Raw genomic sequence first — 24989 nt, forward strand, 5'->3', positions numbered from 1 at the left:
TAGAAAAAAAGAAAGCAATGATTCATTAAATTATTATAATTAATCTTTTGCTCTTATGATAAAAATAATTGGAATTTTACGTTTATTGGCAATAACTTATATACATTATTATTTCTGAAAACTATAATTAGATATTAGTAAAATAAAATCTAATTAAAGGTGATTGAAAATGAATATTTTAGACATAATAAATAAATTTCCAAACCAAGAATCTTGTATAAAATTTTTAGAAGAAATAAGATGAAATAACAAACCAAAATGTCTTTTTTGTTTTAGTGAAAAAGTTAACTCTGTTTTAAAAGAGTCGCGTTATAAATGCAAAAAATGTCATAAGTCTTTTAGTGTAACTGCTCAAACTATTTTTCATCATACACGTGTACTACTTCAAAAGTGATTTATTTTAATAGTATTAATGGCTAATGCTAAAAAAAGTTTATCATCATCTCAAGCTTCAAGAGACTTAAATTTACGTTTAGCAACTGTATGAAAAATGATGCATAAAATTAGAAAGGCAATGGCTAATGATGAGATTAAATTATTAGCAAAAATATTAGAGATGGATGAAACATATGTGGGTGGAAAACCGCGTAAATATAATGATGTTGATAATAAAAATAACTCATTACGTGGTAGAGGAACTAGTAAAGAGTGTGTTGTTGGCATTATTGAACGAAATGGTAATGTTAAATTATTTCATGCAAAAAATAAAAGTATTAAATCTGAAGATTTAATGAAAATAGTTAAAGAAAATGTTGATATTAACAATTCTATTCTTTTTACTGATGAATATCGTGGATATTATAAAATGAATAAAATTTTACCACATGAACAAGTTAATCACAAAAAATATTTTTCTTATAATGGTATTCATACAAATACAATAGAAAGTTTTTGAGCAATATTAAAAAGAGGTTTTATCGGCCAATTTCATTGAGTTTCAAAAAAATGACTCCAATCTTATTTAAATGAATTTTGTTTTAAATATAATAACCGTAAAGAAAAAATCACATTTAAAAATATCATAATTAAATTATTTATTAAGAATTAAGTGTTAACCAATAAGCGTAAAATTCCGAAAATAATTATCATCTTTTAATTATTAACAATTTCCCTCATTTTATAATCAACCATCTTTATTTGAAAAATGATAAAAGACTTACTGCATAACGTTTTTAAGTTTTAATGATAAATTATAAAATCCTGCAATTAAATTAAATCTTAAAAATATTCGTTTTCTGGCTTTTCTAAATTTATAACCAATAATCTTAAAACATTTTAAAAATGCAAAAACATGTTCAATTTTTCTACGAGTTTTATTAATAATCTTATTAAAGATTTTGGTTTTATTTGTTTTAGGATTATTTTTGCTAATTTTAATGGGTAAAAATGTATTAGCATGAATTTTTTGTAAACCTTGATAACCTTTATCTGCAAGAATTATAGTTTCTGGTAAAAACTTTAACTTTGAATTCTTAAAAGTTTTAAAATCATGATTTTTACCAATATCAGAAAAAATATTTAAAATTTCATTAGTATTTGCATTAATTACGGTTTGAAACTTAACAGTATGCATTCATTTTTTACCAGAAAATCAATCTTTTTGGTTATATTTTGGTCGTTCTGTTTCTACCTCTGTTACATCAATTATCAAAATTTTATTTTTTAATTCTTCTTTTTAAAAAAATATTTTTATTTGTTAAATTATTAAACTTATTATTCTTTATTAAAATATCTTCAATTGAACGAATATTTCGTAAAGCAGTAGTATCAACCATACCATACTCAGCACCAATACTATGATATGTACGATTTTCATATAAATATCTTAAACTCATTACTAGTCGATCTTCTATTGACATTTTATATGGCCTTCCACCAATAGTAGTTTTGAGTTTTTGATGTTCTAATAAAATATTTAAAATTTCGTTAAAAACGAGTTTATTAATACCCACTATTTTACGAAAATATTGATCAGATTTATCTTTTAATTCAAAATATGTCATAAAGTTTATCCGGCATCAGTCACTTAAGTTTACCAATTAATATTTTCAATCTGTAATATAATTAAAAATAATTAATACAGAAGGAGAAATTATGAATTATAAAGTTTATTCAAAAGAAACAAAATTAGCCGTTGTTAATGAGTATTTAGTTGATAAAAAACTAAAAATACATGAAATTCAAGTCAAATATAAATTATCAACTCCAGTATTAATTTATAATTGGGTTAACCAATATCAAATTAAAGGTGAAAATGCATTCACCAAAATTTTTAAATCCCAAACTTCTCACAGGATCGATAAGAAAGATATTGAAATTAAACTATTAAACAAAGAAATTGATAAACTTAGAAAACAAGCTTTAAAAGATGAGGTTGAAAAAGAACTTTTAAAGGAGCAATTAGCCTGTGAAAAGAAATTAACAAGGGGAAAAAATAGTAAATTATTAAAATATAAGTGTTTTTTAATAGTAGAAAAATATAAGCAAAAAGGTCATCAATTAAATAAAATTATTGTTTACATAGCTATTAGCAAAACAGCATACTATTTATGAGTAAAAAAAGGTAAAAAGCAATATCAATCAAAAATTAATGATAATTTGATACAAGCAATAAACAAAATAGTTCTCATTAAAAATGAAAAAAAGTACATTAATATCACTAGTTTTGAAAAAGTAAGATTAGAGTTAAAAATAAAAAATAAAGGTCTTAAATGCAGTAAAACAAGCATAAAACAAATATTAAAAGATAATAATATTAAATTATTATTAGAACCTAAATCAACAAATAGAGTAGTAGAAAATAGTGATTTAAAAAATAATAAAGATTTATTAAAACGTAATTTTTCAAGTAATAACTTTCTTGAAAAAGTTGGTATGGATGGCACATGATTTAAAAATATAATTATTGGTGATAAAAAAACAAATTTATTAGTTGTTTTTGCTACTGATATGTACAGTAATTCAATTGTTGGCTGAAAAATAAACAAAAGTGAAAATGCCAAAACTGTGTTAAATGTGGTTAATCAAATAGAATTAGCGAGTGCTAAACAATGTAATTTTACGACTATTCAATCAGATTTAGGTTCTGCTAATACAAGCGAAATTGTTAGTAAAGTTTTTAATACAAGTACTAATCTAATTCACTCAAAAAGTCTATCAGGTTTTAAAGGTAATCAAGTTAGTGAATGTTTAAATCGTTGAATTAAAAGAGATTTTAAAATGATGTTTGGTAGCACTTTTGAAAGTATGGAAAGTTTTAATAAAATATTAGAAAAATTTGTTAGATATTGAAACAATGATAGAATAGTTATTAGATTGAAAATGCCTCCAAATCAATTTGTACAGATTTGAAGACAAGAAAGTAAACTTATCTAACCAATGCCGAAAGAAAATTAAATACTAGTTTACAAATGGTTGTTCTTTCCTTTATTTCAATTTTATTAAAAAGATTCTAAACAGGTTCTTACACCTGATTTTCCTACAGGAACTAAGTGAAAAACTAACAAAATTCCAATTGTTTTTCCAATTGGAATTAATGATAATTTTTAAATAAAAATAAATTAAAGAGATTATTTTTTAAATATTTATTTATTATTAGGTTATAATGTAATTATATTTTTTATAAAAATTTATATTTTAATTTTTTTCTTCTAACATTTTTTAAAATACTAAACATGTTTTTTATTTATGCCAGCAATAGATATTTTAGTTATGAGCTTTTATAAAATATAATATTAATTAGATTAATTTTGTTAGAAAGGATAATATTATGGAAAAAGAAAATCTTGCTAAAGTTACTTTCAATAAACGAACAGAAAGAAATTCAATAAACAAGTTGAAAAGACAAGCTATTTTTAGCACGGCAAATCCATGAAAAGCAATCTTTATTATGGTTACACCACCTTTAATTGCTGTAATTATTTTTTCTACTTATCAAATTTTTGATAAATGAATTGCTACACAATGAGGTGGACAAAGTATTATTGATCGTTATAATAATTATCAAAATTCAGGAATAATGATAACTGCTGAACAAGCATTAAAAATTATTAATATTGCTACTACTTATGCTGCTGTTCCCTCTTCAATGATGGTTTCCTTTGCTTTAATGGTTGCAACTGGAACAGGTATTAAGTTTTCAATTGCATATGGTCAAAATAAACGAGAACAAATGTCAGAATATTTGGGAAATGGGTTTTTATTATCTTTTTTAGTTTCTATTGTTCTTATGATCATTATGTATTTTAGTTGTCAGAGTATTATTGAATTTCAAGCCGGAAGTGATGCTGGAAGTAATCCAATAATTAGGGAAATAATAATTAAAGAAGCAGTTAGATTTTCACAAATTTTAATTCTTGCTACACCATTACTTTTTTTTGCTTATTTTTTAGTTTCATTGTTACGTAGTGAAGGAATGATGTTATGAACAATTTTAATTAATGTTGCAGCTTGTTTAGTAAATATATCTTTAGATTTTATTTTTGTTATTCCTGGTAAACTAGGAATGGAAGGTACTGCATATGCAACTATTATTGCTTGAGCAAGCATTAATTTATTTTCAATAGGTATTATTTGATATAGTGCCGATAATTTAAGATTTAAAATAGCACACTTAAAACTTAAATGAGTAATAGTAACGGGTATTTTATTAATTGGTGCAACTTCTTTATTACAAAACATTGCTCAAAGTATCTTGGCAATGGTTACTACTAAAATTTTAAATACATTGCCACCTCCAGACTATCATGGTGGTGGAAGTACTGGCATTCCGGTTTTTGTTCAATTATATGGTGGTATTATGCCTTGGTTAATTTTGATTAATGCACCTATTATTGGAATTACGCAAGGAGCAAGAGCATTAATTGGCTATGTTTATGGCTCAAAGGACTTTAGTCGTGTTTGACAATTGATGTGACGTTTAACTTTATTACTTTTATTGTTGCTAATTGGTTCAGTATTATTAGTAGTAATAGCAGGGCAATATATGATGAATTTCTTTGGCGTAGATTTAGAAATGGCAAGATTCTTTAAAGTTTATATTATTATGCAGTTTGCTTTTTATCCATTAGCTACACTACATTATGTTGCTGTTATTTTCTATCAATCAATTAATCGTGGTAAATTATCATTATTTGCTAGTTTACAACGAACAATTATAATGCCAATTGTTTGTTTAAGTTTAGGATATTATGTTGCACATGTTTCTCATAATGGTTTTTATTTTTATTTATTTCTTGGCTTTATTGATTTATTTGCTGCTTTTATATTATTACCATTATTAATTTATACATTTTGAAAATCTAAACCATTTATTCATACAACTAAAGATAAAAAAACACAAGTATCTAATTTAATAGAAAAAAAGTACTTAATAAAAATATAATAGATTAAGTAATTTATAAAAAGATATCTTAATATTATGAAGAAAATAAAAAATACTCATTTAAAACAGAGTATTTTTTAATTATTTGAGATTAAAAAAGGTTGTTAGTTTTACAAATTAAAAGGAATGAACATACAATCTATATTTGATTGAAGTCATTCCTAAAATAAAATATTTATTTACCTTCATTAACTCTCTTTTTTAATGCTTTACAAGAATTAAATTTAACTACTCGTTTTCTAGGAATAGCCATCGGTTCTGAATTTTGTGGATTTACTCCCGGTCGAGCTTTGCGGTATTTAATAGTAAAAGTTCCAAAGTTACGTAGTGTTACTTTTTCTCCTTTAATTAAAGCAGTAGCAATTTTATCTAAGATAAATTCTAACACTTCTTTGTATTCTTTTTCTGATAATTCTAATTTTTTTTGTACAGCTCGTGCTATCTGACTTTTTTGCATAAAATTTTCAACCCTTTCTTCACCAATTACCATAAGTATGCTATAAAAACATGCCTTAAATGATACTTATTATTATATAACATTTTTTAAAAAAACCTTATTTAATGAAAATCAAAGACTAGTAAAAAAAAGAAGATTTGAACATATAAAATAAATTTATATGTTAATTGACAAGTGCAAAGTGAAAAAAATCTTTACATTCATTTTCTTGTATGTTAAAATTTAAAAAGTAAGTAAATAACTATTTCGGAGGTACTAAGATATGCAAATGAAAAATTTATTAAGACTTATGGGTGCATTAACCCTAACAACAGTATCTACAACTTCAGTTGTAGCTTGTGGTGACCAAACTACTAAGCAAGATATTAAAGATGTTAAAGTTGATGATCTTAAAACAGCAGTAGATAGTGAAAAAACTTTTAGTGATTTAAATACTAATAAAGAAATTACTGATGCAGTTGCAGCAGCAATTAAAAAAACAACTAAATTAGATGTTAGTGTAGGTACTGATTTTACTTTAACTAATGATAAGAAAAAAGAAGATAAACAAGTTGTTGGTGAAGTTAAATTTACAGTTACAGCACAAGGTGATAAAATTTCAGGAACATTTACATTTAAAGATACTTTAACTGTTGCTAAGCAAGATATTAAAGATGTTAAAGTTGATGATCTTAAAACAGCAGTAGATAGTGAAAAAACTTTTAGTGATTTAAATACTAATAAAGAAATTACTGATGCAGTTGCAGCAGCAATTAAAAAAACAACTAAATTAGATGTTAGTGTAGGTACTGATTTTACTTTAACTAATGATAAGAAAAAAGAAGATAAACAAGTTGTTGGTGAAGTTAAATTTACAGTTACAGCACAAGGTGATAAAATTTCAGGAACATTTACATTTAAAGATACTTTAACTGTTGCTAAGCAAGATATTAAAGATGTTAAAGTTGATGATCTTAAAACAGCAGTAGATAGTGAAAAAACTTTTAGTGATTTAAATACTAATAAAGAAATTACTGATGCAGTTGCAGCAGCAATTAAAAAAACAACTAAATTAGATGTTAGTGTAGGTACTGATTTTACTTTAACTAATGATAAGAAAAAAGAAGATAAACAAGTTGTTGGTGAAGTTAAATTTACAGTTACAGCACAAGGTGATAAAATTTCAGGAACATTTACATTTAAAGATACTTTAACTGTTGCTAAGCAAGATATTAAAGATGTTAAAGTTGATGATCTTAAAACAGCAGTAGATAGTGAAAAAACTTTTAGTGATTTAAATACTAATAAAGAAATTAATGATGCAGTTGCAGCAGCAATTAAAAAAACAACTAAATTAGATGTTAGTGTAGGTACTGATTTTACTTTAACTAATGATAAGAAAAAAGAAGATAAACAAGTTGCTGGTGAAGTTAAATTTACAGTTACAGCACAAGGTGATAAAATTTCAGGAACATTTACATTTAAAGATACTATTGAATAAATAATTAATATATATTATTTTAAAATGACATAATTTAAATTATGTCATTTTTTCTAATTATTTTTCAAAATTTATTTGACTATTACTATTAAAAACTGGTATTATATTTATTGGACTAAATTTTGATACACTAGGAATTGTGTATATAATTAATTCTTTAAAATCATAAAGGAGGCTAACGATTAATGCCAACAATGAACCAACTATTACGTAAAGGACGTACAGATAAAAAATACAAATCTAAATCACCAGCGTTAAATGTTTCATATAATTCATTAACAAAAACAACTTCTTCAATTAGCAGTCCGCAAAAAAAAGGTGTAGCGCTTGTAGTAACTACAAGAACACCAAAAAAACCTAACTCAGCTTTAAGAAAAATTGTTCGTGTTCGTTTAACTAACGGTATGGAAGTTACTGCTTATATTTCTGGAGAAGGTCATAATTTGCAAGAACATGCTATTGTTGGAATCCGTGGTGGAAGAGTTAAAGACTTACCTGGAGTTAGATACCATGTTATTCGTGGGTATTCTGATACTGCCGGAGTAGTAAATCGTAATCAAGGTCGTTCTAAATACGGAACTAAAAAACCAAAAGATAAGAAATAAGGAGGTAAAACTAAATGCGTAAAAATCAAGCTATTAAAAGAGAATTAGTTGTTGATCCAATTTATGACTCAAAAATTGTTACTCAATTAATTAATGCCATTATGATTGATGGTAAAAAAAGTGTAGCTCAAAAAATTGTTTATAATGCTTTTAAAATTGTTGGAGAAAAAACCCAACAAATACCATTAGAAGTATTTGAAAAGGCAATTGCTAACATTACACCACAATTAGAAATTAAAACTCGAAGAATTGGTGGCGCAAACTATCAAGTTCCTATTGAAGTTAGTGCTACTCGTAAGATAACTTTAGCAATTCGTTGATTAGTTTCTTATTCACAAGCAAGATATGGTAATAGTATGCAAGATAAACTTGCAGCCGAAATTATGGATGCTGCTACTGGTAATGGTTCATCAATTAAAAAACGTGATGAAATTCATCGTATGGCTGAAGCTAATAAAGCCTTTGCTCACTATAAATGATAATAAAGGAGAGAGAAGATGGCAGAAAAATCAGGTCGAGAATATTCACTAGCAAATACTAGAAATATTGGAATTATGGCTCATATTGATGCTGGTAAAACTACAACAACAGAAAGAGTTTTATACCATACTGGTAAAATTCATAAAATTGGTGAGGTACATGAAGGTGCCGCAACTATGGACTGAATGGAACAAGAACAAGAACGTGGTATTACTATTACTTCAGCCGCAACAACTGCTGTTTGAAGAAATAATCGAATAAATATTATTGATACTCCAGGTCACGTTGACTTTACTGTTGAAGTTGAACGTTCATTAAGAGTTTTAGACGGAGCAGTTGCCGTATTAGATGCGCAAACTGGAGTTGAACCACAAACTGAAACTGTTTGAAATCAAGCAACTAGGTATAATGTACCAAGAATTGTTTTTGCAAATAAAATGGATAAAATTGGTGCTGACTTTGCTCATTCAATTCAAACATTAAAAGATCGTCTTGGTGCTAATGCTCATTCAATTCAATGACCAATTGGTGCAGAAGATGCTTTTAATGGAATTATTGATATAATTGAGATGAAAGCATACCATTTTGATGGTAAACCAAATGAGGATTATAAAGAAATTGCAATTCCTGAAGAACTTAAAGATGTTATTGCAAGTAGACGTGAGGAATTATTAGAAGCACTTTCCCACTTTGATGATGATTTCTTTATGAAATATGCTGAAGGAGAAGTAACGGTTGCTGAAATTAAGACAGTAATTCGTAAAGCAACAATTGCTGCTGAGTTTTTCCCAGTATTATGTGGTAGTGCCTTTAAAAATAAAGGTGTTAAATTAATGTTAGATGCAGTTATTGATTACTTGCCTTCACCATTAGATGTACCTGCAATTAAAGGAATATTACCTGTTTCATCAAAAGAAGTAGAACGTCATTCTAGTGATGAAGAACCTTTCTCAGCGTTGGCATTTAAGATCATGACTGACCCTTTTGTTGGAAGACTAACTTTTTTTAGAGTATATTCAGGAACATTAGAATCTGGTAGTTATGTATTAAACTCAACTAAAGAAAAAAAAGAGCGCGTTGGTCGAATTTTACAAATGCATGCCAATAGTCGTGCTGAAATTAAAAAGGTTTATGCTGGTGACATTGCTGCTATTGTTGGCTTAAAAGATACAACTACTGGTGATACATTATGTGATGAAAAACATGAAGTTATTTTAGAAAAAATGGTGTTTCCAGAACCAGTTATTTCATTAGCGCTTGAACCTAAAACAAAAGCTGATCAAGAAAAAATGAGTTTAGGTTTACAAAAACTTGCAGAAGAAGATCCAACATTCCGTGTTTCATCAGATAAAGAAACAGGACAAACAATTATTTCAGGAATGGGAGAACTGCATTTAGACATCCTAACTGATCGTTTAAAACGTGAGTTTAAAGTAGCAACTAACATTGGAAATCCACAAGTTGCTTATCGTGAAACAATTAAAGCAGTTTGTGAGCGCGCTGAGGGTAAATATATTCATCAATCAGGTGGTCGTGGTCAATATGGACATGTTATTATTAAATTTGAACCAAATCCAGATAAAGGATTTGAGTTTGTTGATAAAATTGTTGGTGGTAAAGTGCCACGTGAATACATTAAACCAGTACAAGAAGGATTAATTGAATCATTAGCTAATGGTTTAATTGCTGGATATCCAGTTATTGATGTTAAAGCAACATTATATGATGGTTCATTCCACCCTGTTGACTCTTCAGAACGTGCCTTTAATATTGCAGCTTCTAAATCTTTACAAGATAATAAAGATTTATTAAAACCAGTATTATTAGAACCAATTATGAATGTTGAAGTTATTATTCCAGATGAATATTATGGTTCTATTGTTGGTAAAATTTCTGGTAAAAGAGGTACTATTGAAGCAGATGAAATGCGTGGTAATAGTAAAGTTGTTAAAGCTAAAGTGCCTTTATCTGAAATGTTTGGTTATGCTACTGAATTACGTTCAATGACCCAAGGACGCGGAACATATACAATGTCTTTTTCACATTATGAAGAAGCACCAAAATCAGTTACTGAAGCAGTTGCTGGTAAATATCAAAAAGGAAGAATTACTAAAAAATAAAATAATTTAATTGAAAGTATAATAACTTTACTTTAAAATTATCTTAGTGTTTAATTTAATTAAATAAAAATAAGTATTAATTATTTCCAAGGAGGAAACAAAAATGGCAGAAAAAGAAGTAAAAAAATCAAAGCCTGTATCAACAGGCCCAAAACAAAAATTTGAACGTACAAAACCGCACGTTAATGTTGGAACAATTGGTCATGTTGACCACGGAAAAACAACATTAACTGCTGCAATTACTAGTTATTGTTCAAAACATGAAGCAGATGGGTATAAAGGTATGTTTAAGGACTATGCTTCTATCGATGCTGCTCCAGAAGAAAAAGCACGTGGTATTACTATTAATACAGCTCACGTTGAATATGAAACACCAACTCGTCACTATGCACACGTTGACTGTCCAGGTCACGCTGACTACATTAAAAATATGATTACAGGTGCAGCTCAAATGGATGGTTCAGTGTTAGTTGTTTCTGCAACTGATGGTCCAATGCCACAAACACGTGAACACATTCTATTGGCACGTCAAGTTGGAGTTAAAAAAATTGTTGTATTCTTAAATAAGTGTGATATGGAAAGTGTAGACGATGACGTATTAGAACTTGTTGAAATGGAAATTCGTGAATTACTAACTAAGTATGAATTTGAAGGTGATGATACACCAATTATTCGTGGTTCTGCAAGAGGAGCATTAGATGGTAAAAAAGAATGAGAAGAAAAAATTAAAGAATTATTAACAGCAATGGATGAATGAATCCCAACACCAAAAAGAGAAGTTGATAAACCAGTATTATTAGCTGTTGAAGATGTTTTCACTATTACTGGACGTGGAACAGTAGCTACTGGAAGAATTGAACGTGGAACTTTAAAAGTTAATGATGAAATTGATATTATTGGTATTAACAAAGGTCTTAAAAAAGTTGTTGTTACTGGTATTGAAATGTTCAGAAAATTATTAGATGAAGCGCAAGCTGGTGATAACGTTGGAGTATTATTACGTGGAGTTAAACGTGAAGATATTCAACGTGGGCAAGTTATTGCTAAACCAGGATCAGTTACTCCACATACTAAATTTAAAGGTGAAGTTTATATTCTAACTAAAGAAGAAGGTGGACGTCATACTTCATTTAATCCAGGATATCGACCACAATTTTATTTCCGTACAACTGATGTTACAGGAAGTATGGGAGACTTTATTAATAAAGGTGAAAAGTCAGAATTAATTATGCCAGGTGATAATGTTACTATTACTGTTGAATTAATTCATCCAGTTGCTCTTGAGAAAGGTACTCAATTCTCAATCCGTGAAGGTGGAAGAACTGTTGGTGCCGGACAAGTTACTGAAGTTATTAAATAATCACATTAAATTAAAAATCTTTATTCTCTTTTGAGAATAAAGATTTTTAATTAAAAATATTTTAGTAGTAAAATTAATTTATAGAAAAGAGATGACAAATCAATGCCTTATGTTAAAGAGCTGGAAAGTCTAATTTTAAATCGTAAATCAATTCGTAATTATGATCCTAGTAAAATTATTAGTGATAGTAAAATTAACGATATTCTTAACTATGTGCGTCATACCCCATCTTCATATGGTTTAGAACCATGAAAAATTTTAGTTATTAGTAATTCTAAAATTAAAGCACAATTGCAACCAATCATAAATAATCAACAACAAGTTAGTACTTGTTCACATTTATTTATTTTATTAAGTTATAGTGGTGAAAATTTCAATACTAGTAATCAATGATTTGTTGATACTGTTATGAAAAGACGCAATTTAACAAAACCACAATATGAGATTTATAAATCAACATTTAATAATTTTTTTGACCATGACAAAAAAACACAAATAAATCATTGGGCACAATGTCAAACTTTTATATTATTACAAAATCTTTTATTATTATTAACTGCTCATGAAATTGATAATGTTGTATTAGGTGGTTTTAATGAACAGCAATTATTAACTTACTTAGAATCAAATAAGATTATTGAACCTAATAAGTATCATGTTACAATTTTAGTGTCTGCTGGTTATGGTTATCCATCAAAAACTAAAATTATTAAAAATGAAGTTAGTGAAATCAGTACGCTTATCAAATAAATGTATTAGAAAAGGTATTGCAATGGAAAAATTAAAAATAAATAACTTAGATATTGAATTAAATATTAATGTTATTGGTAAATTTTTAGATAAGATTGAATATCCAATTCTTATTTTTGATTTTGAGACTTTTCGTAATTTATTACATAAAAAAAAGAACAATTCATATGCTCATGATTTTGAAAAAATTTTTTCAATTGCATTATTAATTATTAATAAAAAAGAAGATTTAAGTGTTAGCAATTTACAAAATAAAAAGTTACATTTGTTTGTTAAAACTATTATTCCACAACCAAATATTTTAAATGAAGATTTAAAACTTGTTAAACATCAGCAACAATTTTTTAAATTTTTAACTAATAAGTTATTAAAATATAACATTAAATCTTTGATTTTACTTGGTGCTAGAACTGAGATATTAATGCTAAAAAACTATTTGAGTTATCATAATGATGAAAGTAAATTCAAAAATAAAGTTAGTTATTTTTTTCAAAAACATAAAATTTTTGATTTATATGATATTTGAAATAATGATCAAGTTTTAAATTTACCTTTATATAAAAAAACTTTACATCTTGATGTTGGTGCTACTAAAAAAACTTTAATACTAATTAAAAATAATAATGATTATTGTAAAATATTAAAAGAACAATTTTCATTAACAAATAATAATATTGGAAGAATTATTGATCAATATTTTTTTAATAATATTTGTTTATTACCTAGTTTTACTAGGCAAGTAGCAAATCATAATCAAAATGATGTTTTAATTGGTGCTGCAATCTTATCATTACTTTATACTTTTTATGATAAATATTAAGAAAATAAAAAATATTAATTATTTAAATTAATATTTTTTATTACATTTTATTTTTTTAATTCAAACTTTTTGGTATTTTTGAATTATATATTTTTGTATTTGTTGATAAAGACATTCAATTATTAATTTCATTAACATTAAATCTTGTTTCACTATTTAAACTTACATCTTGAGTTTCTAAATTATCATTATTATTTGTTAATTTAAGTAAATTTTGAATTTGAATATTTATCTTTATTTTTTTAAAATAACTTAATAAAATTAAAAAAAATAATTTATATAAAAAATATCTATACTAATAATGAACATTTAATAAATTATTATTAATAATATTATTTTTTTATCTTTTTTAAAAAAGATTTTTGTAATTAAATTACGGACTTCTCCCCACATGTACTTGTGGAGGGAACAATGAAACTGAATGAGTTCAACAATGCTTTTCAAACTGAACAGCAATGTCTTGCATATATAGCAAATTTGAAAGAAAACAAATGTATTAGATGTTTTAGTTTTAATTTGAATACTTTTGATTTAAAAAGAATAAGATGTTTGAAATGTAATCAAACATTTAGTATTCTCACCGGTACCATATTTTCAAGGTCACAAACATCTTTAAGATCATGATTTTATCTCATCTTTAGATGAATAAACACCAAACATGGAATTCCATCAACTGATGTTTCAAAAGAATTGGGAGTGACCTTAAAAACAGCATGGAGAATGGGTCATAAAATTAGAACACTTATTGCAAAACAAGAACCTCAATTTATTGTTGAAGGCACAGTGCAAATTGATGAAATGTATCTTTCACATATGGCTTTTAAAAAACAAGGAAGATCCTTGAAAAATAAAACATTGATTGTTGGCATTTATGAAAAAACAACTAATAATTTAATTGTGAAAGTATTGAAAAATGCAAAGAGTAAAAGTCTTTTGAATTTTGCAAGAAGCCATATTTCTTCAAAATGTCATGTATATACTGATGATTGAAAAGGATATTGCGATTTCAAATTGGTTTTCCCAAAACATAAAACAGTTAACCATCAAGATGGTTATGTTTCAAAAACTGGTGTAAATACCAATCAAATTGAATCAGTTTGAAAACATATAAGAAGAACATTTAAAACACATATCAAAGTTGCAAAACATCATGTTTATTTATATGCCAAAGAAGCTGCATATAAATTCAACAAGATACCTAGTTTTGAAATTGTAATGCTGTGTTTAATTTAAAAATGTGGGGAGAAAAGCGTTAAATTATTATATATAATTGTAAATTTGTAAGTAAAAGTAGCAATATTATAAATTAAAATAATAACTTTATGATTTGCTAACATCCAAACTAATACCTAATATAAGGTGTACTTATGCTATAATTACTATAGTATATTGTTGACTCTTCGTTAAAATTAAGTTTGAAAAGGAGTACTAACTATGAAAATTGGAATTATTGGAGCATCAGGAAAATCAGGATTTGCTTTAACTAAAGAAGCTTTAAAACAGGGATATCAAGTTGTTGCCATTACTAGAAATCCTATTAAAATGCCAATTCTTAACAATGATAATCGATTAACCATTAAAAAAGCTGATCTTACTAATAAAAGTAGTATTAAAGCGGTTGTTAATGATGTTGATATTTTAATTAGTGCTTACGGTCCTACTATTGATAATCCCCAAAATATTCATCAGCAAGTTGCTAAAAACTTAATTACTATCATGCATGAATGTCAAAATATTAAAAGGTTATTAATTGTTGGTGGTGCTGGTAGTTTGTTAAATGATAAGAATGAAATATTAGTAGAAACAAGTGCATTTCCTGAAGCATGAAAAGAGCATGCACAACAACAAGTTCAAGCATTAGCTACTTATCGTAGCAGTGACATTAATTGAACATATTTCAGTCCTTCTTTATACTATGATCCAGAATTACCAACTTTAGGCAAATTTAAAATTGGTAACAATCATTTAATTGTTAATAAAGAAGGAAAAAGTGAAATTAGTTATGGTGATGCTGCAATTGCTATTATTAATGAGATTAAAGAACAAAAATTTATTAAAAAACGTTTTACAGTGGGTTATAATTAATATTTTGTTTGAAAGGATATTAGACAAATGGTAAAACTTACAAAAGAACAAATTTTACAAAAAACGATAACTTTAAATAATGGTGTCAAAATTCCTCAATTCGGATTAGGTACATATTTAATGGTTGATAGTAAATCTATTTATAATTCAGTAATTTGTGCTTTGCAAAATGGTTATCGTCATATTGATACTGCAGAATATTATAAAAACGAGGAGATAATTGGTAATGCAATTAAAGATTTTTTAGCAGAAAATCCAGAAGTTAAAAGGGAAGATTTATTTATTACTTCTAAAATTTGAAATGACAATCATGAATATGAATTTACTAAAGATGCTTTTCGTGGTATCCTGACTCGTTTAAAACTAGATTATTTAGATTTATGTTTAATTCATTGACCAACTAAACAAACTTTTGAATGTTGAAGAGCCTTAGAAGAATTTTATGAATATGGTAAAGTTAGGGCAATCGGTATTTCAAATTTTAATAGTTCACAACTGAAAGATTTTTTAAAAAAAATAAAAATAAAACCAGCAATTAATCAAATTGAAACACATCCTGGTTTTAATCAAAAAAGTACAATAGATTTTTGTTACGAGAATAATATTGCTGTTACTTCATGAAGAACAATGCTAGGTGGTAGAGTGGATGAGATACCATTATTACAAGAATTAGCAAATAAATACAAAGTTACTATTAGTCACATTGCTTTAAGATGAGCTTGACAATTGGGGCAAATAGTTATCCTTAAATCAACTAATCCAGAACGAATTATTAGTAATCCCGATATTGGGGGTTTTGAACTAACAGAAGAAGAAATGTTAAAAATTCAAAAATTACCGCAAACTGCTTTAGGGCCACAATCTAATGATAAAAAATTTTGAAAAGGAATTATGATGGATTAAATTAAAAAGGGGGTTAAATAATTGTGATTTGAAATGATACAACTAAGGAATTAGCAAAAAAGTTAAATACTAATTTTGTTACAGGTTTAACTGAAGAAGCCGCAGCTCAATTGCTAATAGAAACAGGACCTAATCAATTACCAGTTACGAAAAAAAAGCCAATTTGAAAAATAGTTTTAGCACATTTTATTGAACCATTTGTTTTAGTATTAATTGCATTAGCAATTATTGCTACTGTTATTGGTCAATGACAAGAAGCATTAGTTGTTTTTTTAATTGTAATTGTTGATGCTACTTTGGCTACTTATCAAGAAGTAAAAGCCACAGCTTCTTTGGATTCTTTAAAGAAGTTAGTTTCTTCACAAGCAGTAGTAATTCGTAATGGTAATAAATACGATGTTGATGCTAAAGATTTAGTGGTGGGTGATTTGGTTTATTTAGATGCGGGAATGTTTGTTCCTACTGATCTGCGTATTATTCAGTCTTATAATTTACGTACTAATGAATCACTTTTAACTGGTGAATCAACTTTAATTAGTAAAACTACTGAAGCACTAACTGAAAAAAAATTATCAATTGGTGAAAGAACTAATCTTGCTTTTATGTCTACTTCTGTTGCGACAGGTAGTGGTCTTGGTTTAGTTTATGCAACAGCAAAAACTTCTGAAATTGGAAAAATAACTAAGTTATTACAAGAAGAAAAAGAACCTAAGTCACCATTAACGCGACAAATGTCTTTTTTAATTAGAATAATTTCAGTTTTTGCTTTATTATTAGGTTTAACTATGTTTTTACTACAATTTTTCTTAATTAAAGTATCTGCTATTAATGCTTTAATTTTTGGAATTGCTTTGACAATAGCAGTAATACCGGAAGGTTTGCAAGTTATTGTTACCGTTTCATTATCACTGGGAAGTTCAAGAATGGCAAAAAAACATGCTATTGTTAAACATTTACCTGCTGTTGAAACATTAGGCCAAGTTGATATTATTTGTTCTGATAAAACCGGAACTTTAACACAAAATAAAATGACTGTTAAAAAATATTATTTAATAAAATCAGTTAATGATAGTAATGACTTTAAAAAGAAAACTAAGCAAGAACAATTATTTTTAGATTGTTTAGTATTATGTAATAATAGTGAAGTTAGTAAAAATAAAACTATTGGTGATCCAACAGAGGCAGCACTTATTAATTGATCAGAAACATTAAAGTTTCCAACAAAGGCACTTAATGAAAAACATACTCGAGTTTATGAAATACCTTTTGATTCCAATCGTAAATTAATGTCAACAATTAATGAATATGATAAAGAAACTTATGTTTTTGTTAAAGGTGCAGTTGATAATATGATTAATATTTGTACTCATGCTCTTATTAATAATGAAAGAGTAGTATTAACTCCACAAATTAAAAAAGAAATAATTGCAAGTATGGAAGAAATGTCAAATTCAGCATTACGTGTTTTAGGAGCAAGTTATAAAACTGTTAATAATACGAAAGATTATAGTAATATTAGTGAAGTTGAAAGTAATTTAACTTTTTTAGGATTAGTTGGAATGATTGATCCACCAAGAAACGAAGTTAAAGATTCTTTAGTTAAAACTAAAAAAGCAGGTATTGATACAATTATGATTACTGGTGATCATTTAAATACTGCTGTTGCTATTGGTCAAGAATTAGGTTTGATTGAAAATAAAACACAAGCACTTAGTGGTAATACTATTGATGACATTCCAGAAGAATCATTTAATGCTAATATTAATCAATATCGAGTTTTTGCTCGTGTTTCTCCCGAACATAAAGTTAAGATTGTTAAAGCATTACAGAGTCATAATAAGGTTGTTTCAATGACTGGTGATGGTGTTAATGATGCTCCTAGTTTAAAAACAGCAGATATTGGAGTAGCGATGGGTATTACGGGAACCGATGTTGCTAAAGAATCTTCACAAATAGTATTAACTGATGATAATTTTGCTACTATTGTTGATGCTATTGAAGAAGGGCGCAATATTTATAGTAAAATTAAAAGAATTGTTATTTTTATTTTAATTACTAATATGACCCAAGTATTTTCAATTGTTATTGGTGCTATTTTTGGATGAAATGAATTATTACAACCAATTCAAATTTTATGAATTAATTTAATTGTTGAATCTGTTATTGCAATTCCAATGTCAATGGGGCCTAATAACCCTGATTTAATGCTTAGAAAACCAACGAAACGGAATGATAGAATTCTTACTGGTAGTTGAGGATTTATTGGTATTGTTAGTATAATATTAAGTACCTTGTTACTATTAGCTTTTCATTTTTTACCTCAAATTTTACATGAAAATAATAGTGAAGGTTTTGTTTTTGTCATAATGACTAATGCTCCTGTTTTCTATGCATTTTCTTTTGTTTCAGGTGCTAATACAAGTATTTTTAATAAGATTACTTGAAAAAATAAATATATTTGAGTTGCGGCGATTAGTGCTTTTGCTATTAATACTTTTATTATTTTTACACCTGTTGTTATTAGCAATGCTTTTGGTATTTATGCTGGTTTTCGTGCAGTTGATTGATTACTTTGTATTGCTTTATCAACAATACCAATGTGATTATTAGAAGTGTATAAAGGAATTAGATTTTTAGTTAATAAATTAATTAAAAAAGAACAAAATAAAGTAAAAGTTAAATAATATTAGAATGGAAAATTAATAATGAGAATTATTCCGTATGAATTATTTATTTATACACCAGATATGAGTTTAACTGCATTGCGTAAGGAATTACTAATGTATGATCATTGTTTAAATAAAAAAATTACAAATATGGCAATGCAACCATTTTTAGACTTGGAACGCAACTACTTTAATTTACTTTTATATAAATGAGAATTAGAAATGCAAAAACGAAAGCATTATGTTAATTCATTATTTAAATGTTATACTAAATACAATGATTTTGAATTTGTTGCAACCCCTGATTTTTTAATTATTGAATGTTGCATACAATGAGATTTAAAAGGTTTTCAACCATATAAATGTAATTTAAATTGATATGAAATTATGATGATGACAATTAAAAATAAAGATAAAATAAATAAAAATTTTTATGAACAACTTTCTTTGTGGTATAAAGAAATGTTTATGAAAATTAATAACAATGGTTCTTTTAAACCTAAGAAATTAAATATGAATATTGTTTTTGAAAAAATAAATAATTTTTTATTGGAAGTGTAATTTAAGTTATATTTTTACTATTAATTTCTTTGATTTTCTTGTTTATCTCCATATATTAAATTTAACTAAAGAAATATATAAAGTTATTATTTATTATTAAAAGTAATTGAGTTTAATTTAAAATTAACTAGTTTATATCATCCTTCGCCATAGATGGCAAAAGTAGTTTTACTTCAAATATTTTGATTATCATGTCATATATAAATAATAATGGTAGCAACTAGTTTTGAATCTAGTAAAAGAAAATATGTAAAAGAATCTTATAAAAATAAATGGTTTATTAATATAAACCATTTATTTTTATAAATAAAATTTCTATTTTAGAACCTGTTTAGAGAATAAGGTAAAATTACTATATATTTTAAAATAAGAGGTATATATGCATAAAAATTATCCAAGTCATGTCACTAAAAAACAATTTGAGAACATAAGATTAATTTTAGAAAATGTCAAAAAGAAAACAAAACCAAGAAATTTAGATTTATATGAAGTATTTTGTGCAGTTTTATATGTATTAAAAAGTGGTTGTCAATGAAGAATGTTACCAAAAAATTTTCCAAAATGACAAACTGTATATTATTATTTTCAAATTTGAAGTAAAAATAATGGTAAAGAACCTAGCATATGACAATTAATTTTAAAAAAAATTAGTTAGAAAAGTTCGCATCAATAATCATCGAAAAGAAAAAATCAGTTTTTGTATAATTGATTCACAAAGTGTTAAAAATACAGATACTACTAAAAACAAAGGTTATGATGCTGGTAAAAAGATTTCAGGAATAAAACGTCATATTGCTGTTGATTCTCAAGGTTTACCACATGCAATTTACGTAACTACAGCAGAAAAAACAGATCGTAATAGTGCTATAATAATGATTCAAAATGAAAAAGAAAATCTTTCTACAGTTCAAAAAATAATAGTAGATGCTGGTTATACTGGTGAAAAATTTGCTTCTGCAATCAAAACAATTATAAATGCAAATGTTGAAGTTGTAAAACGTAATGAATTACATTCTTTTGTAGTATTACCAAAAAGATGAGTTGTAGAGCGAAGTTTTGCTTGATTAGAAAAATGTAGAAGATTATGAAAAGATTCTAAACAGGTTCTTAGATGTTTTTGCCATTTTTAATTGCTTTAATATCTTTTTTTAATTGCTCTTTTAAAAATTTAATATCATTCTCACTATTTTTTACTTTTTTTAATGCTTCAATTTTAACTTTAGTATCTTTTTTTAATGCTTGAATCTTATCATTTTTTTCAGATCTAATTAACAATTTGGCTCCAACTTTCTTTGTTAAAATGTGTAAACCCTTAAAAGAGTATTTTTTTAATAAAAGTTTTTCATCTTCAATTAATTCTTGATTGCGAGAAGCAATAACAGTAGCTTGTAAACCACCAGAAATATTAACTGCAGTTCTGCCCATATCAAATAAACCATCTAAAGCACCAATAATACCATAAACAGCAGAATAATAGCTACCAAAACCAAGACACCACCTAAAACACCAGCCGTTACAACAGCAGCAGTTCCTGGTACTCCCGCAATTCCTAATGAAGCAACTAGTGTTACAATTAAACCATTAATAAATAAAACAGCGATTGTTCAGTTGGGAAAATTACCAGGAAGGATAACACTGAATCATAAGAAAGATAAAATAATTCCAGCTTGCACTCCAGCACAGCCACTTAAACCTATTGTTGTTGAAAGCGGCATTACTGTATCACTACCCTCTTCTTTTAAGGTATTCATAGCAATTGGTAAAGCGGCATTAGAACACTGAGTTGTAAAATCAGCAATAATTGGTTTCTGTGCTTTTACTAATCAACGATAAGGATTAATACCAAATAAATATAATTATAATAAATGTCATAAGAAAGTAATAAGTAGTGCTAAATAAGTAACTCCAATAATAATACCAATATTAGCAAGTGCACCAATTGGTTGATTAATAATTGCTGTTGCTAGCATACTCATAACAGCAAATGGCATAATTTTAATAAACATTATTCATCATTAATATTGAAATAATAATTTTTCATATTGTTTCTAAAGTGTTTCTTGCTTTGTCGATTCGTTCTTCATTATGCTTAGTTAGTTTTAATTGCAAATCCAATTAAAGCACCAAGGACAATGATTGGAATAATTAATGTTTGAGTAAAAACACCAATTAAGCTGCTAGGAACATAACTAATGATAATTTTAGGAATTGTTTTGGCAGTAGTTTTGTCATAACTACCACCATCAGTTAAATTAAAACCTTGGCCAATTTTAAAAGCAATAGCCATATTTATTAATAAAATAGTAATACCAACTCCTGAAACTTTAGTTATTGTTTTTGAGTTACTATTTTTTTACTAGTAATTCTAGCAATAGCTAAAAATACTAATGGAATAGTTAACATGCTAATACCAATAATAAAAATAGTTTTTAATAATTCAATTCAGTGTACAATTTCTGCAACTCAGGGTATATAGTCAAGATTAGGTTTTACTGGTGTTCCAGGTAAGTTACGATAAGTAATGTTATGACTATTAAAACCAGTAATAGCTTGGATAGTAATACCAAAAATTAATCCTAATCCCATTCCAGTAAAAATACGAATTGGAAATTTAGGTTTAGTTTTTTTAATAAAAATAGAAAGTGCTAGGATAATAATAAAAAAGACAATTATCCCAATTAGACTTTGTCAGTGTGAAATACCAACAAAGTCTCTTAATAAGTTAATATTGTCATTACTAAGAGTTGTCATAGTTGCTACCTCATTCTTTTTATTTTTTATAGGTTATGACGATGTTACTTTTCTGCTTGCTATATGAATAATATCACTAGTACGAGCAAAAGGAGGTGAATAAACTAAATCTAAATTTTGTAAATCACGGATGTCCATTTTATTTCAAATGGCAGTAGCAAGAGCATTAATTCTTAATGTGGCATGATTATAGCCTGCCATTTGTGCTGCCAGTAATTGGAAATTTGTTTTATCATAAAATAGTTTCAAGTATAAAGGACGAGATTGTTTTAAATATCTTGGTAGATCATAATCTTTAATATAAACAGTACCAATTTTATTTTTATCAATCGTATCAAAACTACCAGTTTTTGTTATTTCTAAATTACCAACACGTAAAATACTTGATCCTAAAGTTCCTGGATATTTATGTTCTGGGTTTTTAATATTATCAGCAATAATACGTGCCATTTTATTAGCATTAGTTGCCAAGGGAACATATATTGATGATTTATCAAATTGACTATATATTTGTGCACAATCACCACCACTATACATATTTGAAAACTTTTTGGTAACATTTTCTTTAGAAGGAATTTGACAGAATTCATTAATAATAATCGCTTTATTTTTGTTTAATTCAATATTGCTATTTTGTAAAAAATTCGTATTTGGTTCAAAACCAACTGCTAATATTACTAAATCACAAGGTATAGTTTTTCCATTTTTTTTATCATTTACGCTTCTTAAACGCAAATCATTAACATTATTATGAGTCATCATTAGTTCTTCAACTTGATAGTTTAGTAAAATAGTGGCATCGTTTTTTGATTTAGTTTTATGATTAATATTTTTTTTGGTTAGTTCATCATAAATTAATTGACTAAATTCTTTATCAACAACGTCTGCCATTAATCAATCTTTCATTTCAACGATTGTGACATCTTTTTTTTGTTTTAAGCACGCTTCTGCCATTTCCATGCCAATGAATCCACTACCAATAATAACTACTTTTTTAGCGTTTTTCATTGCTTTTTTTAGATTTATGGCATCTTCTTTAGTAAAAACATTATAAACATTATGTGGTAAAATACCATGACTAAAAGGTGGCGGAATTTTTGGTTTGGCTCCTGTTGCAATAACTAAGGCATGATAAGATACAACTTTTGCTTTAGTTTTATCGTCTGTCGTTTTTTTGACATGAATTTCTTGTTTTGCTGTATCGACTTTAATAACATTTTGATTTAAATGAATTTTAATTTTATTTTTATTATTAGTTTTTTCTGAAAAATCTTTTTTTGTACGGTCATTTAAAAGTTTTTTATCTTTAAATTCATTAGCAATATAATAAGGAATACCACAAGCACCAAGTGAAATATAGTTTTTTTCTTGATAAACATGGATATCAAAATTTTTATCACTATTTTTTTCACTACGTAATAATTTACTCGCAACTCCCATCCCAGTCGCGCCAGCACCAATAATAATAACTTTAATTTTCATTTTTATCATCGCTCCACTCTCATTAATTATAATATATATTTAATAAAAAAATCAATTAATAGTGTTTATCTTAAGTATTCATTCATTTTTGAACAAATTCTAAAGTAGTGTCACTAATACCTTTATCAGTTACTAAATTATATTCATTAACAACTGTGTGATCTAAATCACCAATTAAAAAACTTTGACCGTGGTTAGCGTCAAGGATAGTGTATAATGAACTTTTTTTTGATATTTCATAACGAATTTTTTCTTGAAATAATTCGTTAGCATTAGTGTAGTTAATAAAGTGATCATTTTGACCATGAAGAAATAACATTGGCATATCAGGTATTAATTTTAAATATTTAATTGGTTGTATTTCTTGTAAACCATCGACACCAAATGTTTTTTGTGCTTTTTTACGACTTAATTTCAGCATTAAATTAGTAGGTAAGAAAGCATAATTGTATAGTTTTTCAATATAGGTACGATCTAAGCGACTAAATGTACAATCAGAAATAATGAATTTTATTTTTTGATTAATTTTATGTTTTGCATATAAATTGCTTCATATTACTAATGTTGCGCCACCTAATGAAAAACCATATAATCCTAAAGCAGTAGTTTCTTGTTTGTATGTTTTACAACAATATTCAATAATGTCTTGTAAATCTTGTGATTCTTTTAAACCAAAAGTTGTTGGTGATGCATCACTTTCACCATGGTTACGAGCATCATATCAAATAACATTGTAGCCAGCACGTAAAAAAATGAAAGCTTGTTTAAATATTCAAAATCTTGTATTAGTTATTCCGTGTAATAAAATTATTGTTTTATTATTATTTTCATTTTTAAGCGGATTTTTTAAAAGGTTACCGTATAATGTTAAATTGTCAATTGATGTTTTAATTGAAAAGGGAATTATATTTTCATGTTTTTCTAGGTATTCTCAATATTCAAAATACATTGGCCATTTTGCTAATTCAATTTTAACTTTCGGTTGAAATTGTGAATTATATTGCAAGCATGCTTTAAACATTTCAATTGAATTTATATTAACTTTTTGTCTTAATTTTATTCTATTAATACTACTTTGTTTCATTA

General features: G+C 26.5%; 27 protein-coding genes. 16 read left to right on the top strand and 11 right to left on the bottom strand.

What is annotated here, in order from left to right:
- Positions 1-169: 169 nt before the first annotated feature.
- Positions 170-1048 carry an IS1595 family transposase gene (locus AAHM85_RS05095; protein WP_342261243.1) on the top strand — a complete coding sequence of 293 codons (879 nt, stop codon included), beginning with the start codon at positions 170-172 and terminating at the stop codon, positions 1046-1048.
- A gap of 108 nt (positions 1049-1156) precedes the next feature.
- Here the strand turns inward: AAHM85_RS05095 and AAHM85_RS05100 are convergent, their stop codons facing one another.
- Both AAHM85_RS05100 and AAHM85_RS05105 read right to left on the bottom strand, forming a co-directional pair.
- On the bottom strand, positions 1157-1651 hold the full coding sequence (locus AAHM85_RS05100) for a transposase family protein (RefSeq protein WP_342260487.1): 495 nt from the start codon (positions 1649-1651) through the stop codon (positions 1157-1159).
- A gap of 4 nt (positions 1652-1655) precedes the next feature.
- Positions 1656-2003 (bottom strand): transposase family protein, encoded by a 348-nt coding sequence (locus AAHM85_RS05105; protein ID WP_342260488.1) that lies wholly within the window; start codon positions 2001-2003, stop codon positions 1656-1658.
- Positions 2004-2094: 91 nt separating this feature from the next.
- On the opposite strand from AAHM85_RS05105, the gene AAHM85_RS05110 reads away from it, so the two are divergent.
- Positions 2095-3375, top strand: a complete 1281-nt coding sequence (locus AAHM85_RS05110; RefSeq protein ID WP_342261244.1) for an IS3 family transposase — start codon at positions 2095-2097, stop codon at positions 3373-3375.
- 394 nt (positions 3376-3769) lie between these two features.
- Positions 3770-5383 (top strand): MATE family efflux transporter, encoded by a 1614-nt coding sequence (locus AAHM85_RS05115; RefSeq protein ID WP_342261245.1) that lies wholly within the window; start codon positions 3770-3772, stop codon positions 5381-5383.
- 175 nt (positions 5384-5558) lie between these two features.
- Here the strand turns inward: AAHM85_RS05115 and AAHM85_RS05120 are convergent, their stop codons facing one another.
- On the bottom strand, positions 5559-5873 hold the full coding sequence (locus AAHM85_RS05120) for an HU family DNA-binding protein (RefSeq protein WP_286641782.1): 315 nt from the start codon (positions 5871-5873) through the stop codon (positions 5559-5561).
- A gap of 235 nt (positions 5874-6108) precedes the next feature.
- Here AAHM85_RS05120 and AAHM85_RS05125 point away from each other — a divergent pair, with 235 nt between their 5' ends.
- The 7 genes from AAHM85_RS05125 (at position 6109) to AAHM85_RS05155 (ending at position 13455) form a co-directional block, all read left to right on the top strand.
- Positions 6109-7320 (top strand): spiralin repeat-containing protein, encoded by a 1212-nt coding sequence (locus tag AAHM85_RS05125; protein ID WP_342261246.1) that lies wholly within the window; start codon positions 6109-6111, stop codon positions 7318-7320.
- A 185-nt stretch (positions 7321-7505) separates the two neighbouring features.
- The gene (gene rpsL, locus AAHM85_RS05130) at positions 7506-7925 is read left to right on the top strand and encodes a 30S ribosomal protein S12 (RefSeq protein WP_342261247.1); all 420 of its coding nucleotides are present in this window, start codon (positions 7506-7508) and stop codon (positions 7923-7925) included.
- A gap of 14 nt (positions 7926-7939) precedes the next feature.
- Positions 7940-8407, top strand: coding sequence for a 30S ribosomal protein S7 (rpsG, locus tag AAHM85_RS05135; RefSeq protein WP_342261248.1), 468 nt, complete (start codon positions 7940-7942; stop codon positions 8405-8407).
- Positions 8408-8422: 15 nt separating this feature from the next.
- The gene (fusA, locus tag AAHM85_RS05140; RefSeq protein ID WP_342261249.1) at positions 8423-10525 is read left to right on the top strand and encodes an elongation factor G; all 2103 of its coding nucleotides are present in this window, start codon (positions 8423-8425) and stop codon (positions 10523-10525) included.
- A gap of 103 nt (positions 10526-10628) precedes the next feature.
- On the top strand, positions 10629-11885 hold the full coding sequence (gene tuf / locus AAHM85_RS05145; RefSeq protein WP_286641788.1) for an elongation factor Tu: 1257 nt from the start codon (positions 10629-10631) through the stop codon (positions 11883-11885).
- Positions 11886-11987: 102 nt separating this feature from the next.
- The gene (locus tag AAHM85_RS05150) at positions 11988-12635 is read left to right on the top strand and encodes a nitroreductase family protein (protein ID WP_252320126.1); all 648 of its coding nucleotides are present in this window, start codon (positions 11988-11990) and stop codon (positions 12633-12635) included.
- Positions 12601-13455 carry a hypothetical protein gene (locus tag AAHM85_RS05155; RefSeq protein WP_342261250.1) on the top strand — a complete coding sequence of 285 codons (855 nt, stop codon included), beginning with the start codon at positions 12601-12603 and terminating at the stop codon, positions 13453-13455. Before AAHM85_RS05150 ends, AAHM85_RS05155 begins: the two co-directional genes overlap by 35 nt.
- Positions 13456-13482: 27 nt before the next feature.
- Here AAHM85_RS05155 and AAHM85_RS05160 read toward each other — a convergent pair whose 3' ends face one another.
- Positions 13483-13608, bottom strand: coding sequence for a hypothetical protein (locus AAHM85_RS05160; RefSeq protein ID WP_342261251.1), 126 nt, complete (start codon positions 13606-13608; stop codon positions 13483-13485).
- Between the two features lie 246 nt (positions 13609-13854).
- On the opposite strand from AAHM85_RS05160, the gene AAHM85_RS05165 reads away from it, so the two are divergent.
- From AAHM85_RS05165 to AAHM85_RS05190, 6 genes are all read left to right on the top strand, one after another.
- Positions 13855-14688, top strand: coding sequence for an IS1595 family transposase (locus AAHM85_RS05165; RefSeq protein WP_342261252.1), 834 nt, complete (start codon positions 13855-13857; stop codon positions 14686-14688).
- A gap of 201 nt (positions 14689-14889) precedes the next feature.
- Positions 14890-15540 (top strand): NAD(P)-dependent oxidoreductase, encoded by a 651-nt coding sequence (locus tag AAHM85_RS05170; RefSeq protein WP_342261253.1) that lies wholly within the window; start codon positions 14890-14892, stop codon positions 15538-15540.
- Between the two features lie 27 nt (positions 15541-15567).
- Positions 15568-16443 (top strand): aldo/keto reductase, encoded by an 876-nt coding sequence (locus AAHM85_RS05175; protein WP_342261254.1) that lies wholly within the window; start codon positions 15568-15570, stop codon positions 16441-16443.
- A 23-nt stretch (positions 16444-16466) separates the two neighbouring features.
- A complete protein-coding gene (locus tag AAHM85_RS05180; RefSeq protein ID WP_342261255.1) occupies positions 16467-19127 on the top strand; it encodes a cation-translocating P-type ATPase in 2661 nt (886 codons plus the stop codon).
- A 21-nt stretch (positions 19128-19148) separates the two neighbouring features.
- Positions 19149-19670 carry a hypothetical protein gene (locus AAHM85_RS05185; RefSeq protein ID WP_342261256.1) on the top strand — a complete coding sequence of 174 codons (522 nt, stop codon included), beginning with the start codon at positions 19149-19151 and terminating at the stop codon, positions 19668-19670.
- A gap of 379 nt (positions 19671-20049) precedes the next feature.
- Positions 20050-20800 (top strand): IS5 family transposase gene (locus AAHM85_RS05190; protein ID WP_342261257.1). Its coding sequence is split into 2 segments (ribosomal slippage): positions 20050-20310 and positions 20312-20800, totalling 750 coding nucleotides; the frame shifts between segments, so codons are not numbered across the junction.
- Here the strand turns inward: AAHM85_RS05190 and AAHM85_RS05195 are convergent.
- The 7 genes from AAHM85_RS05195 to AAHM85_RS05225 all read right to left on the bottom strand — a co-directional run bounded on the left by AAHM85_RS05195 (position 20778) and on the right by AAHM85_RS05225 (position 24987).
- Positions 20778-21095, bottom strand: coding sequence for a hypothetical protein (locus tag AAHM85_RS05195; RefSeq protein WP_342261258.1), 318 nt, complete (start codon positions 21093-21095; stop codon positions 20778-20780). The genes AAHM85_RS05190 and AAHM85_RS05195 overlap by 23 nt on opposite strands.
- A gap of 14 nt (positions 21096-21109) precedes the next feature.
- Complete coding sequence (locus tag AAHM85_RS05200; RefSeq protein ID WP_425289716.1) at positions 21110-21421, bottom strand: hypothetical protein; 312 nt, start codon at positions 21419-21421, stop codon at positions 21110-21112.
- A gap of 105 nt (positions 21422-21526) precedes the next feature.
- Positions 21527-21676 carry a hypothetical protein gene (locus tag AAHM85_RS05205; RefSeq protein WP_342261259.1) on the bottom strand — a complete coding sequence of 50 codons (150 nt, stop codon included), beginning with the start codon at positions 21674-21676 and terminating at the stop codon, positions 21527-21529.
- Between the two features lie 83 nt (positions 21677-21759).
- Entirely contained in the window at positions 21760-21957 is a 198-nt protein-coding gene (locus tag AAHM85_RS05210) for a hypothetical protein (protein WP_342261260.1), read from the bottom strand.
- A gap of 41 nt (positions 21958-21998) precedes the next feature.
- Positions 21999-22421 carry a hypothetical protein gene (locus AAHM85_RS05215; RefSeq protein ID WP_342261261.1) on the bottom strand — a complete coding sequence of 141 codons (423 nt, stop codon included), beginning with the start codon at positions 22419-22421 and terminating at the stop codon, positions 21999-22001.
- 33 nt (positions 22422-22454) lie between these two features.
- Positions 22455-23903, bottom strand: a complete 1449-nt coding sequence (locus tag AAHM85_RS05220; protein ID WP_342261262.1) for an FAD-dependent oxidoreductase — start codon at positions 23901-23903, stop codon at positions 22455-22457.
- A gap of 70 nt (positions 23904-23973) precedes the next feature.
- On the bottom strand, positions 23974-24987 hold the full coding sequence (locus AAHM85_RS05225) for an alpha/beta hydrolase (protein ID WP_342261263.1): 1014 nt from the start codon (positions 24985-24987) through the stop codon (positions 23974-23976).
- Positions 24988-24989: the final 2 nt, after the last annotated feature.

Origin of the sequence: Spiroplasma endosymbiont of Notiophilus biguttatus (genome assembly GCF_964030985.1) — a bacterium.
Lineage (GTDB): Bacteria > Bacillota_I > Bacilli_A > Mycoplasmatales > VBWQ01 > Spiroplasma_E > Spiroplasma_E ixodetis_A.